The organism is Pseudomonas lini (genome assembly GCF_964063345.1).
GTDB classification, from domain to species: Bacteria; Pseudomonadota; Gammaproteobacteria; order Pseudomonadales; family Pseudomonadaceae; genus Aquipseudomonas; species Aquipseudomonas lini_B.
Map to the genome: position 1 here is coordinate 1,663,910 of NZ_OZ061318.1, position 14,252 is coordinate 1,678,161.

The 14,252-nt window shown below is 58.4% G+C and carries 7 protein-coding genes; 2 read left to right on the forward strand and 5 right to left on the reverse strand.

From position 1 onward, the window contains the following. Nucleotides 1-52: 52 nt before the first annotated feature. From AB3226_RS07545 to AB3226_RS07555, 3 genes are read right to left on the reverse strand one after another with little or no spacing between them, the layout of a single operon-like run. On the reverse strand, nt 53-343 hold the full coding sequence (locus AB3226_RS07545) for a hypothetical protein (RefSeq protein ID WP_367372616.1): 291 nt from the start codon (nt 341-343) through the stop codon (nt 53-55). Further along, nucleotides 340-9,357: a DUF637 domain-containing protein gene (locus AB3226_RS07550; protein ID WP_367372617.1), complete on the reverse strand. Its 9,018-nt coding sequence runs from the start codon at nt 9,355-9,357 to the stop codon at nt 340-342. Before AB3226_RS07550 ends, AB3226_RS07545 begins: the two co-directional genes overlap by 4 nt. Before the next feature lie 25 nt (nt 9,358-9,382). Next, nucleotides 9,383-11,089: a ShlB/FhaC/HecB family hemolysin secretion/activation protein gene (locus tag AB3226_RS07555; RefSeq protein WP_367372618.1), complete on the reverse strand. Its 1,707-nt coding sequence runs from the start codon at nt 11,087-11,089 to the stop codon at nt 9,383-9,385. 294 nt (nt 11,090-11,383) lie between these two features. Between AB3226_RS07555 and AB3226_RS07560 the strand changes: the two genes are divergently transcribed. Then, nucleotides 11,384-11,659 (forward strand): hypothetical protein, encoded by a 276-nt coding sequence (locus AB3226_RS07560; RefSeq protein ID WP_367372619.1) that lies wholly within the window; start codon nt 11,384-11,386, stop codon nt 11,657-11,659. Between the two features lie 394 nt (nt 11,660-12,053). Here the strand turns inward: AB3226_RS07560 and AB3226_RS07565 are convergent, their stop codons facing one another. Together AB3226_RS07565 and AB3226_RS07570 are read right to left on the reverse strand one after the other, a co-directional pair. Beyond that, a complete protein-coding gene (locus AB3226_RS07565; RefSeq protein ID WP_367372620.1) occupies nt 12,054-13,229 on the reverse strand; it encodes a hypothetical protein in 1,176 nt (391 codons plus the stop codon). A gap of 276 nt (nt 13,230-13,505) precedes the next feature. Further along, entirely contained in the window at nt 13,506-13,577 is a 72-nt protein-coding gene (locus AB3226_RS07570; protein WP_367375769.1) for a hypothetical protein, read from the reverse strand. Nucleotides 13,578-13,897: 320 nt separating this feature from the next. Here AB3226_RS07570 and AB3226_RS07575 point away from each other — a divergent pair, with 320 nt between their 5' ends. Beyond that, nucleotides 13,898-14,173, forward strand: a complete 276-nt coding sequence (locus AB3226_RS07575) for a hypothetical protein (protein ID WP_367372621.1) — start codon at nt 13,898-13,900, stop codon at nt 14,171-14,173. Nucleotides 14,174-14,252 lie beyond the last annotated feature (79 nt).

The following is a 14,252-nucleotide window of genomic DNA, read 5'->3' on the forward strand; positions in this document are numbered from 1 at the left end:
TCGTGGGGATCCCTCAGGGCTCCTGTCGCCCTCTTTTCCTCTATAACACCAACTAAACTTTCAGAAAAATAGAAAACTCCGGACCGAGTTCGCTCCTCAGGCTTTCAGCTAATCGTTCTCCTTCCAGCTTGAATTCACGCTCTAGTTCCTCACTCTTGAACCCAGAGTTTGGAGGGTAATCAGCATCAAGTGTTTCATCGTACATAGCGGCCCATTTTGATAGGCGCAACTGAAGCTCTTTAGAAATAGGAAGCTCGCAAGGAGCTATGTCCCCATACTCACCGGGGGACATATTCCAAAGCGGATGACACTGATAATCCGCCATCAACTTTATGCTTTTCACTTAACGCTTCCTCTTGGATTTGCGCCAACAACAAAGCCGTTGTCGCCAACAGTCACAGCAATACGTTGCTGTTGACCATTAATAGTTAACTCATAAATTGGGCGCCCTGCTCCAGAGCCTTGATAACCAATGAGTTTCCCCTCAGAAACAGCCTTCATTACCACGCCCGGAATCTGAGCCTCAGACACGCCCATCTGAGCGAATTGGCTACCGTGCTCCTCAATAATATGCTGCAATCCTGCTTTTGAGTTTCCAGTCTCTAGAAATACAACTTTCCCGCTAGAACTGCGAGCCGTCGCAATGACATTCTCTGGGGTAAATTTCACGCCATTAGCAATTAGCTCATCAAGCAAAGAAGTGTTCAACGTGCCTTTTGCACCTAGCGCAATCCCCGCTCCTATACTGAGGAACTCCCCGGCTATGAATGCGCCCCAGGCCTTGACGAACTCATTAGCAGGCTGGACACCAGCAAATCCTTCTCCTTGAGCGAGCGCAAGCTGTGCATTGGCTATTTCTTCAGCTGTGGCTCCCTGTCCTTGCATGTATTCGACAAGGGAGGTTGCCGCTTGCCCATATTCAGACAAGCCTGGAGGCAGGTGCTCCCCAAAGTTGTACTGCGTGCCGGTTTGCGCAACCCACGCTCCTGTTTGCAACTTGTCGGTATCGGCATCAGGGTCTTGAACAGCAGTCGTCAGCACCCCGATCAGTTGCGAGTTCATCAGCAACAGTCGATCCCTATCCGCTTTCGACATCCCGGCATAGACCGAAGCCAAACCGTCGACCAGGGCTTCGTTCACCCCTGCCGCCAACGCGCCCGTTTTGAAATCACCACCAGCAGCGAGCGAGGCCAAGCCACCCATCACCGCATGCAGACCGATTTTGGCGAGCCCACCGTCTGGCAAACCGTTCTGAAGACCGATATCACCCACTAGGTTGAAACCATAGGCAGCAAACGCATTCACCAGACTGCTTTGCAAGGCATCGCCAAGGCTGCCGTCGCGACCCAATGCTTTATTGAGCAGCGCAGAGGTGGTGTTTTGCAGGGCCTGGTTCGCAGTGAACTGGGCGATGCCTTCCAGGCTGCTCAACCCGCCGGAATTGGAAACTACGACCTTGCCCGTATTAGCTAAAGCCCCGTTGGTGGAGTCAGTCAACGCAGTGCCTGGATCTGTGCTGGTACTGGTCCAATCGTTGAACAGACCGGAGGTAAAACCCGCCACTGCCCCAGCAACGATGTAGTTTTTCATGCTGTCGGCGCTGAAGACTTCTTTGACCACCGCGCCAAGATTGCCTTTATTGTTGATGGTACTGACCGTGGCCGTGCTGGCTGCGGAGGTGAGCACGGCAGTGAGGGCAGCGTTCGCCCAACCAGCGGCGACCGCTTGCGTCGTTGCGGTCGCTGCAGCGCCGGCTGCGAATGCGCTGCCCGCCCCTGCGTTTGCGGCAGAAGCCACGAAACCGGAGGCTGCACCGGCCGTGAAGTAGGTGACGATGATGATGATAATGATCATCGCCGGACCACCCAGCCCGGAATGGCTTTCATCCCAGCTGTCATGCAGCTCTTTAACCCGGCGCCAATCCACGTCGCCCCGCGCTTCAGCGTCTTTGAGCCAGGCCATGCTCGGGTCAGCTTGCACCATGGCATCGATCGCCTGGCTCACGCTTTGTTGGTTGATGTCTTTGATATCGATGTGTAACCCATCAACCGCTTTGATGAGCGTCTGGCCCTTGGCAATCAGCTGGCTTTGCCGCAGCGTTTCATCGAACTGGCCCTTGCTCTCCATACTGGTCCACGCCGAGCTATTGCTGCTCTTGTCGTGGCTCTCCTGGTGGGAGTCTTTCACCGCCTCAAAGGTGATCGCCCCACCGCTGTCGAGAATGATGTCCTTACCACTCTCCAGCTTCGCCACCTGATACCGCTGATCCCCACCGCTGACCAACGTCAGGTTGCCTCCGGTGGTGATTGCACTGCCGATGTTTTTCACATCGGTGACTTCATCGCGCTGGGTTTTCTCGGCGCCGAAGCCGCCCTTTTTCTTCATGTCATACAGCGTGTAGTCGCGGTCTTGCGCCGCCAGCAGCTCGAGCTTGTCACCGGCCACCAGATAAGCCTCATCCCCGGCGGTGACCTTGCTCGAGATCAGCGTCAAATCCTTGCCCGCCTTCAGGGCAACGCTGCCCCCCGCAGTGATTTCCGTGGACACCTGACTGACGTGGTCTTCCTGCTTGGTGACTGTCTTGGTTTTTTCGTACGAGTGCTGTTCATCCGCCGCCGAGGCCAGCGTCAGGTTGTTTACGGCAGCCATGGCGATGTCGCCTTGGGCATCGATCTGACTGGCAATGGCGCTCAGGTCGCGGCCAGCGGTAATGGTCATGTCGCGACCCGCGGACACGTGCGAGCCAAGCTGCGTCACCGACGCATCGTTATGATCCCGACCATCGGTGATGCTGTTGGCCGTCTGCGCCGACACGATGTTTACGTCCCGACCCGCTTTAATCGTCAGCTCACCCCGGCTGTTGAGCACGCTGCCGATGGTATTGAAATCGCGCCCGGCACCGATGGTCAGGCTGTTGGCCGCTTCGATTCGTGCCGCGCTGTCGGCAAAGTCTTGGGACCAGGACCATTGGCCGTTCTGGTCGTCGTAACTGCTGACGGTGCGTTCGTTGATCACGTCGCCTCGGGTGGTGCTGAGCTCGACGTCCCGACCGGCGATGATGCCGCCGGCCTTGTTGGTCAGATCGTTGCCGGCCTTGAGCGTCAGCCGTTCACCGGCTTCCACCAGGCCGCTGTTGACCAGGTCGTTAGTGGCGGTGGCCGACAGGTTGTTGGCGGCGCGCAAGGTGCCTGCGTTGTTCAGGTCCTTGCCGGCGATCAGGGTGATGTCGTTGCCGGCAATCAACGCGCCATTGGGGGCCAGGCGGTTGTTGGCATTGGCCAGGTAGAGCACCGGCACCAGCACCTGCTCACCGTTCACTTCGGCGTTTTCCATCCAGACAATGTCGTGGGTCAGGGCCGCGACCTGTTCGGAAGTCAGGCTGACGCCCAGCGCCAGGTTGAGTGCCTGTTTGCTGGCGACGGCGTTGTTCATCAGGTATTTGAACAAGCCTTCGTCGCTGGTCTGGCCGTCGATGAAGCGTTGACCGGTGCGGGCCACCACGGCCTGTTGCACCAGACGTTGTTCGAAGAGGCCATCGCCCAGGCGTTTGGCACTTTGATCCGGGTCGTAACCGAGCTCGTTCAGCAGGTAGTCCGAACTCATGAATTGCTTGAGGTCGGTGAGCACCGGGTTGGTTTCGATCAGGTATTTCTGCGGTTTGGACGGAGCGCTGCTGGTCGGCAAGCCCTGGACACGGTTGATCGTGACGGCGCTGCTGGCCGGTACCGTTTGCTGTCGCTGCGTCGGGGTGATGCTGGCACTGCCCATGATCCAGCTCTGCGGACCGTTGTTGGCGGCGCCGGAGGTGCTGCCTTGCGTGCTGAGGCGGAACAGGCCGTTTGTACCTTGCGGCAACACGAAGCCTGGCAGTGTCAGGGGATCGACCCGTTGTTGGGCCAGGTCCGGCGGGAGTTGGCTGTTGAGGTGGACTATGAACGGGGTGGTCGCACGTGGGGTGCCGGTGTCGTCCACCTTGCTGTCGTTGGTAACGATGGGCGCGTTGACCGTTTGCACGCTGTTGTTGAAAGAAGTCGAAGCATTGATGGTGGTATTGCCGCCGGACTGAATAACGGCGTTGATGCTTTTACCCGTGCTGGCGGTTTGCGTGGCCGAGAAAACCCCATATTTGGTGACCGCTTCAGGCACCGGCAGGTTTTTCGACGGGTCGTAATCAGGGTTGAGCTCGGTGCTTAGTCCGCTCTCCTGTTGGTAGAAGTAACCGCCATCGGCCCTCCGGTATAACGGCACGTATTTAGCGCTGTATTTGTTGTACTCATTGACCGCTCCGCCCGGATCGATCAACCCCAGGTAGATGCTTCCCGGCTCCTGGTCAGCGGGGTTTTTATAGTTGCTGCGATAGGTAATGGTCTCCAGGTTCCCCCCTTCATTCTTGAACGTGTCGACCGTGATCTTGATGTCTTTGGCGGCCGACACTGAACTGTATTGATTGAGGAAGCTCGACCCGGAGACATCGAGGTTGCCCCCGGACGTCAGGAAGGCAGACGGCGAGTCTTTATCGACCGTGCGTTCATACACTTCAGTGATGTAGTACCAGACGTTCCACTCGTCGGAGCAATGGCTGCAGCTGTGGGTGATAGTGCCATTCACCCGTTGCTCGGTGAGGGTCAGCACGTCCCTGCGGTTGCTGATCGAAGTTGCCAGCAAACGCATGTCACCGGCGCTTTCCAGGCTGCCGGAGATGTTTTCGATAACGTCTGCCCGCTCGCCCGCCGCGTTCCGGGAGACGGTCAAATCACCCAGGCTGTAAATGTCGCCATAGTTATTCGTCAGCGTATTGCTGCGCAGCTGCATGTCCGCGCCGCTGAAAATCAAGCCCTGCTGATTGAGCAATTGCGCAGCGTTAACCGTAAGGTCTTGCGCACTTCCCACCGTGCCGTAGTTGCTGAGGGATGCCGTATTGAGCAGCAGATCGTCATTTGACGTTATCCGCCCAGCGTTGATGATCGGGCCGGAGACATTGATATCTGTCGGCCCGCCGCCGGCAATTCGGCCCGCTTCGGACAGATTCAGACTGGTCGCGTTGAGCGAAAGACTACCCAGGCTGGTGACTCGACCTGCACCGGTATAGGCACCACTGAGGTTTAGCTGCAGGGTGCCGTCACTGGCAATTAGCCCATCGTTGTACCAATTGCCGCCAGTCCCAACGAAGCTGTCAGAGGCCAGCAGTTGCCCACTCGCGGTCTGGCTGAAATTGTTGACATTGACGTTCAGGCGCCCGGCCTGGATGACGTCGCTGTTGGTCCAGCTATTGGCGTTGAGGGTCAGGTCGCCGCGGGTGACGATGCTGCCGCCGGCGCCGGTGACGTTGGCGGTGGAAATGTCGAAGGTGCCATTGCCCACGTGCAGCAGACTGCCGCCACCGTTGAGAAAACTGCCCACGGCCAGGGTCAGGTCGGTGTTGGCGCTTTCCAGGGTGCCGTTGCGGTTGTCGAACAGGCCACCGATCTGGAAGCTGGTTTTGCCACTGTCGCCGAGGGCGCGCAGTTGGCCGGTCTGGTTGTCGAGGCTAGCGGCCTTGATCGACAGAGTGCTGTCGCTCTCGATGATGCCCAGTCGATTATTCAGGGCGCCGCTGAGGTTGAGGTCGATCTGTTGACCGGCGATCTGGCCATCGTTGTCGCCGCTGTTGTCAAAGTTGTTGCCGGTGACGTTGATCTTGCCTTTGGCATAGAGGCCGCCGTTGCGGTTGTCGAAGTTGCCGGTGGCGATGATCGCGTCACCGCTTTGCGCAGCGATACGGCCGCCATAGTTGTCAATACCGGCCAGCGCAGTCAGGTTCAGGCGCTGGGCCTGGGTGACGCCGCTGCGGCGGTTATTGTTCAGGTCATAACCGTTTTTCAGCACGCCGGTCAGGTTGGCCGTGAACGCTGCTTGCAGGCTGGCGAGCACGCCGCCGCGGTTATCGAGGTTGGTGGCCTTGATGGACAGGTCACCGTCCTTTGCGACGATGCGGCCGCTCTGGTTGTCGATATCACCGCCGATGGTGAGGTTCAAGGCCCCTTGGCTTTGCAGGCTACCTTTGGCGTTAGCGAGGCTGGCGGCCTGGATTTGCAGGTCGCCATTCTGGCTGTAGATCTGGCCGTCGGCGCTGTTCTGAAGCATACCGGCCGTGGTGATGGTCAGTAGATCGTTGGCTGCGATGGTGCCGAGATTGCGGTTGTCCACGCCACCGGTGAGCAGCGTCATCAAACCTTGGCTGGAGAGTTGGCCACCCTGGCTATTGATTTGCGTGGCGCGCTGCACCAGTAGCGGGCCGGCGCTGGCCAGTTTGCCTTTGGTGTTGGTCAAGGCGCCGAGCAGGTCCAGGGTCACGGCAGCGTTGCCGATCAGATTGCCGCCGGTGTTATCCAGTGTGGTGCCGGTGAAACTGAGGTTCTGTTTTGCGTTGACCGTGCCGCCGGCGTTACCCAAGGTCATGGCCTGCATGGCTAGCGTCGCACCGCTGTCAATCAAACCGCCTTGGGCGTTGTTCAACAGACCGCTGATAGTCAGGGTCTGGGCGCCGCCACTGGAGAGGATGCCGCCATTACTGTTGTCCAGGCTCGCTGCGTTGACGCTCAAGGTTTTCTGGCTGACCAGCGCACCTTCGCCACTGTTGAGAAGTGCACCGCTGACGCTGACGGCCACATCGGCGTCATGACTCGACAGCGTGCCTTTGTTGCGGTTGTCCAGGCTGTTGCCGGTGAGGCTCAGGCCTTGCCAGCCAGAGATCAGGCCTCCCTGGTTGAGTACCGTGTCGGCGTTGACCGTCAGCAGGTTGCTGCTGATCAGTTTGCCGTCACTGTTATTCAGGGCGCGGGCCGTCAGATCGAGGCTTTGGCTGCTGGAGATTTCGCCGTTCTGGTTGTTCAGGTCGCGCAGGTGCTGAAGGCTCAGCAAGCCTGCGGTGGTGATCAGCCCGCCGCTGTTGTTCAGGTCCCCGGTGGCCGCCCCGAAATCGATGGCAATGGCGCTGCCCAGCAAAGAACCGTTCTGGTTATTCAGGCCGCTGCTGTTGATCGTCAGGCTGGTGGTGGCGTTGATCAGCCCCTGGTTCTGGTTAGTCAACAGCCCGTCGATGTTCAGGTCGAGGTTGGCACGGCTGGTCAGCGTGCCGCCGCTGTTGTCCAGGCTGGCGGCTTTGACGTCGAGTGCCGCGGCGGCGATCAGACCTTTGAGGTTGGTCAGCGCCTGATCGATGCGCAGGGTCAGGTTCTGAATGCTCAGCAGTTTGCCGTTGCTGTTGTCCAGGTTCTGCGCGGCCAGTGTGAAGGCCTCGGCGCTGGAGATTTCACCGTTTTGGTTGTTGACGTCCTTGAGGTTTTTCAACATCAGCAACGGCGCGTTGATCAGCCCGTTCAGGTTGTTCAATTGGCCCTGGTTCAAGTCCAGGCTCAGGGAGGTTTTGCTGAACAGTTGACCGCCCTGCTGATCAAACCCGGTGACACTGCCTGTCAGGGCTTTATCGCTGGCGATTCGGCTGGCAACACCGTTGCTGACCTGGGTCGCGGTCAGGTCGAGCGTATCGCCGCCGATCAATTGCCCGCCCTGAGTGTTGTCGAACGTACCGGTCGTAACGGTGGTCGCGCTTTTGCCGCTGATCAGGCCGTTCTGGCGGTTGTTCAGGCTTGCGCTTTTGAGGGTCAAGCGGCTATCGGTGGTGATCGAACCGTCCTGATTGTTCAGCATTCCCGTGGTGGTCAGCGCCAGCGCGCCCGCGCTCGACAAGCTGCCGCGGGTGCTGTCGAGGCTGGCCGCGTTGACCGTCAGAGTGCCTTCACTGCTGATCAGGCCTTCGACGTTGCTCAAAGCGTTGTCGAGGCGAATGTTCAGCCCGCGCTGAGCGACAAGACTGCCATCGTTGTTATCCAGACTCTGGCCCGCAACTGTGGTGATGCCAGTGCTCGATACCTCGCCATTGCGGTTGTTCAGATGTCCAAGGGTGGCGTTGAGATTACCGGTACTGGTGATCAGACCGTTGCTGTTGAGGACCTGATTGGCCGTTAGATTGAGGTTGCCCTTGCTCAACACTCGGCCGTTGTTCTGGTTGTCCAGGGTCCCGGCGGTAATGTTGGTGGTTAGCGCAGCGCTCAGCGTGCCGTTCTGATTGTTCAGAGTCTGGCGGGTGTTGACCGTCAGGGTGCGGCTGGCCACCACAGTCTTGCCGATGTTGTTGAGGTTCTGTGCATTCAGGCTCACATCACCCGTGGCGTTGCGGCTGGTGTCGGCGTTGACCCCTGCTTCGATGATGCCGTTGTTGGACAGCACACCGCCGGCACTCAGCGCGATGCTGTCGCGGGCAACAAGGGTTTGCTGGTTGGTCAGGTTGCCTTGGGTTTGCACGTTCAGCGCCGTGCCGGCGTAGACCGGTCCCTGGGCGTCGAGACTGACGGCTTTGACGTTCACAGCCCCCGTAGCAGAAGTCTGCGCGAGGCTGAGATGCCCATTGGCATCCAGTTGAATATCTCCGCCGCTGGCCGCCAGGTTACCGTCGAGTTTCACCCCGACCCCGGCCTCCGTACCCACCAGTTTGATCGCTCCGGCGTACATGCCGCCTAATGCCGAGGAATCGATGGCCAGTTGTGGTTTGGCGCTGCCGTCATCGGCACGGGCGGTGGCGTTGAGACTGTCGGCGTTGACGTCGTTACGGCCGGCGATAATGGTCAGGTTTTTCGCCTGAATCTCGGCGTTGATCTTGGCGCTGCGGGTGATTATTTCGAAGCGGTCGACGTTGTTGGCGTTCAGCCCTGCACCGTCGATGGCAACGCTGCCCTGATCGACCTGGAAGCGATCCAGCCGACCGTTGTCCAGCACCGGTTTGCCGGTGGTCAGCGTCACACGCGGGGTGTTGATGAAGCCGCAACCGTTGCAGCTGATGCCATAAGGGTTGGCGACGATGACCCGTGCCGACTGCCCCGCCACTTCGGTGTAACCGCGCAACTGGCTGGGGCTGCCGCCGACCACTTCGTTGAGGATGGTTTGTGCCGCAATACGATTGGTCATATTCGGGTTGCCGACGATGATCCCGCCTAGCTGCGTCGCGCCGGTCTGGTTGGCGACGTTGTTGAGGATCACGCCCTGGGTGCCGACGTTGTAATCGTGAAACTGGTTATGCGACAGGCCCGCGCCGTTGGGCGTGGCGATCTGGATAATCGGCACCCCATTGCCGGCCTGACCGAGACTGGAGCCCGGCGAGGCCACCACAATCCCGTCTGCCTGCGCCCACATCGGCTGCCAGAACATGACGTTGGCCAACAGAAACGCCAACCCTCGCTTGGGCATGCCCCAGAAGTGTTCGCGGGTTTTCAGGTCCGCAGAAGGCTGGCGCGCGAGGAAGGCGTAGTGGCGAACATCCATGATTTGAATCTCGTTAAAGCGGAATTTAGAGGAAGAAATCCACGCGAAAATAGATCGGCGCTTCACGCTCGGTCAGGGTGTCCGGGCGTTCCAGGGAGTGAGCAAAGGTCACGCTGGCGGCCAGGTGCTGACCACGGGCAAACAACTCCACCGAGTTGCTGGACATGCGCCCGTGCTGATCGCCGTTGTAGCGATCGCCACGGATCACACCCTGGTCGTAACCGAGGCTGGTGCCGTATTCGGCGAACACCGGGCGCAGCCATTCCAGGGCCACCGGACGGCTCCAGCGCAAGTCGTTGCGCCAGTAGCCGCCGCTGTCGCCAGACAAGGATTGATCTTTGTAACCACGGATCGACGACTGCCCACCGAGGCTGGTGCGCTGCGGGCTGAACAGCACATCTTCGCTGCGCTGGCCGGTCATCAGGCTGCTGAAACTGAACGACTCGCCCCACAGTTTGAACGGCTGCAAATAACTCGCGGTGGCGGTGTATTTGCGGTAACGCGCGTCCGGCTCGCCGGGGCCCGGGTGCCCGTTGCCCTGAGCGTCGAACGCGCCGATGCCTTCCTGCATCCCCAGGTCGAGGTTGACGAACGCGCTGCCGACCCGCCGACCGTGGTTGATGCCGAACTGTGCTTCGCTGATGCGATTGCTGCTCAGCTTGAGCTTGCTGTCTTCGATGAAATTGTTGGTGCGCAGGTACGAGAGACCGGTACTGAGAGAGGTCTTGCTTACGGCATCGCGATGGATCACCCGCTCGGCATGCAGTTGATGATTTTCACTGTCGCCGGTCTGCTTGAAATTGAAACCGTTGGCCTGCGCTTGCGAGCGGTATTCGCTCTGGCTGTAGGTGTAACTGAAATTCCACCAGCCCCACGGTAGGCTGTAATTGAGCATCGCGTTGTTGGAGGTGTGCTGGTGATCGGTCATCGCATCGTGACCGCCACGCAACATCAATTGATCAGCCAGGCCGAGCGGGCTGTCCCAATCAAATGTCGTGCCCCACTGCTGCTCGCCGGTGCTGCGCTGGCCGTCATTACTACGGGACAACCCGGCGCGCCAAGGCTTCTGCGGCGTGTTCTTGACCAACACTTCGCTGCCACCAACGTTCTTGCCCGGCGACAATTCCATCTGCGCCTGATTCGACGGCAAGCGATTCAGCTGATCGACCATCTGCTCGATTTCCCGCAGATTGACCAGGTCACCGCTCCTGCCGGGGAAAGCCATCCCCAACTCACGGTCTGACAGCTTGCTGCCTTCCGCGCCCTTCACCCCTTCCAGCCGGCCCTCGACCACCAGCACTTTCAGATGCCCACCGGACAAATCCTGCTGCGGCAAGTACGCGCGGCTGGTGACCAGGCCTTTCTCGATGTAGTAATTGGTAATCACTTTCAGCAGTTCGTTGAGCTGCGTGACACCCAGGCACTGGGCGATATAAGGCTTGAGCAGGCGATTTTTCTCGCTGTCCGAGAGACTGTCGGCGCCTTTGAGTTCGATGTCCTTGATGGGGAAGCAACGCGCGTCGGCGGGGGCCGTCGGTTGCGTGGGTTTGGCTTCCTTGCCGGGTAATTCCTTGAGTTCCTCGAGACGCCGACGCTGCTCTTCGAGCAAGCGATCCTGACGTTCGCGGATCAGATCGGTTTCACCGGGGGTGGGGGCGGCGTGAGCAAGATTTAGCGGAGAGAGGCACAGCAAAGCCAGGCACAACCTCGCCACGAGGGCGGGTGGGTACATGTTCGATCCCTTGAATGGAGACTGATATCATAATAGTGGCACGATATTAGATAGCCATTATTCTGGCGTCAAATAATGGATCCTTGGGATAAGGATATTTAACAATTGATAATGGCTATATGAGGCAGTTCCGAGAGGCGTGCAGGACATTTCTTGAGCGGAGGCCGAAAAATCCCCGTAAGAGCCAAGTCATTGTTAAATGCCTACGGCAAGTTGGACTGATGACGTGTGAACTTTCAGAACTGCTCGGCCTCAACCGATTAACCGTTCGATACGGCGCCCGAAGCCTGACCGATGAAAATCCTTCGAAAACTCACCCTCGCCGCCACCCTCGCCTGTACCCTTCCCGTTTGGGCCTGCCCTCCCGACGAAGCCACCGCCAAGCGCGAACAACTGGCCAAGGAAGTCGCCAAGATCACTGAGCAGAACCCGGCCAAGGCCAAGGAGATCAACGATGAGTTGCAGAAGATGGACCTGGAGACGACCAGCAAGGATTTGCCGGACAAGTGCCAGTTGATTGATCAGCGTCTCAAGGAGCTGGAATCGGCGGAGAAGAAAGCCAAGAGTTGAACGGCAAGATCAAAGGATCGCAGGCTGCGCCAGCTACACCGACCGCATGCATCCGCAATTTAACGGGTACCCGCTTCCTGTAGGTTCTGGCGCAGCCTGCGATCTTTTTACGCAATAAAAAACCCGGACACTGTCCGGGTTTTTATTGGATCGCTACAGCGCCTTATTCAGCAGCCGGCGCTTCCGGCTTGCGGCGCTTGAGCGGGGCCATGCCGTCCTTGCTGACCAGCGACAGGGCGTCGGTCTTCGGGCGGTTAGCGAGTCGAGAAAATACCGGGTAGAAAAGAATACGGGTTGATACAGGAAGATGGAGCCCGGCCTGGATTCACCTCCCCATGAATGCACAACGCGCCGGAGTGCGGCGCGTTGTGGGGGTCAGATCAACACTAGGCGATCAGCGGTTTTGTACGCGCTCGATGGCCGTGTCATACACCGGGTTGGCTTTCTGTGTCTTGGCTAACTGGTAATGACGCAGGGCGTCGGGGAACTGACCGGCAGCTTCATAGATACGGGCAATGTTGTAGTAGGAACCGGCACGTACGGTGGCGGCCGAATTGCCGCTGGCCAGGGCAATGGCCTTGCGGTTGGCCCAGATCGACTCGGCGGTGTTGCCGGCCTTCTGATACGCCAGGCCCAGGTTGCCGTAGGCTTGACCGTAGCTGTTATTCAGATCGATCGCCTGACGGAAGAAGTCGATTGCCAGCGGCAGATTACCGGTTTTGTAGGCCGCTTCGCCTTTGGTGTTCAGGCCTTTCGCATCGGCCTGTGCCGAAGCGCTGACCGCCACCGCCGTCAGGGCAACGCTGTCATCCAGCAACGGCGACACTTCGTTCAACACGTTTGCCGCATCGACCCTGGCCCCCGTAATGCTGTTGATGTCCTGGAAGTCGCCATTGCCGGTCATGCGGAACACGGTCCACAGGTTGCCGCTGCGGTTCTGCGGCACGTAGTAAGTGCGCACCAGCGACTGGCCCATGTACACGAACACCTTGGCCTGGCTGTTGGAAAGATCGCGCGAACCCGACTCGCTGCCATTGCTGAAATCATGCACGGCGTAGACGTAACTTTCGCCGAAGTGCTTCTTCTCCAGGGTGATGGTTTCCGGGCCATAGCTGGTGGTGTCGTCGACATCCAGATTGGCATCGTCACCCTGCCGTTTTTGGAAATAGATGTTGTTGCCGGGGAAGATCATGTGGGAGTCGAGGTCCGACGGGGTCGCACCCCAGGTCAGCACCACGCGCAGACCGTCGAGGTTCTGCATCACCGGGCTGATGGCATAGGTCATGCCCTTGCACGGGCACTTGACCACCAGATTGGAGTAGCCGGGCTTCTTGATGATCAGTAGATTGCCCGCATCATCGGCAAACTCGGTGGTCAGGCTGACCTGGCCCTGAGCATTGGTGCGACCCACGACGTTTTGTGCGCCGTTGCGCTGCAACAGCAGCTCGGCGTCGGCGATCTTCTGGTCCTTGACCACCGCACTCAGCACTTCGATGGGCAGTTGCTCGGCCTGCACCGAAAACGCCGCCGCCCACAACGACAACACTGAAGCCACGCGAAAAAATCGCATACTTAATTCCTTTAAGTGAGAGTAACGGACATAGCGAAATGCCCTACAGATTTTGGCGCGAACCATACACAGTTTTTGCGTCCGGTGCCCGACAATCGCATAGGAAATTTGTTCACTAAGGGAATCGCTGAAAAAACCAGGAAAGTGCGTAGGAACAAGGCTTAACAACAAGTAAAAACCCTACTAAAAATGGGGAAAACTACGTTTCCCGAACGGAAGCTTCCCTCGCATAAAGTCCCACTACGTCCGTATGTACGATTTATGTATTGCGCTGCCCTATTCCTTCATAAGCAAACTTGCACTGCCGTGTTCATGAGGGCTAATCAACAAATGAACATGATTAGTCATCAGACACCAAGCGTGAATTTCACACGCCTATTTGTTGGCCTGCTCGGCAAGCAGCTCTAAATAAAAAAGGTAATCATCCTCTGAGAAAAAGAAAAGGGGATAGCTGGCATCAAGACACGTGCTCTACGTAGCTGAATGTCACTCAGTCATCGCGAGCAGGCTCGCTCCTACAGGGGATTTGTGGTGTTGACGGGTAGCGCAGGCTGCGGAGTGAATGAAATCGGGTGACCTGTGGGTCGCCCATTTCTGTCACTGAACTTTTTCCACCCTTCAACCCTCAACCGGATAACCCGCCTTAACCGGAACCGAGGCCTGACTTTATGAAAACCCTGCTCAAACTCACCCTCGCCGCCACCCTCGCCTGCACCCTCCCCGTTTGGGCCTGCCCTCCCGACGAAGCCACCGCCAAGCGCGAACAGCTGGCCAAGGAGGTCGCCAAGATCACTGAGCAGAATCCGGCCAAGGCCAAGGAGATCAATGATGAGTTGCAGAAGATGGACCTGGAGACGGCCAGCAAGGATTTGCCGGATAAGTGCCAGTTGATTGATCAGCGTCTCAAGGAGCTGGAATCGGCGGAGAAGAAAGCCAAGGGTTAAAAGGCAAGATCAAAGGATCGCAGCCTTGGCCAGCTCCTACAGGTGCACGCTTAAACCTGTGTAGGAGCTGGCGAAGCCT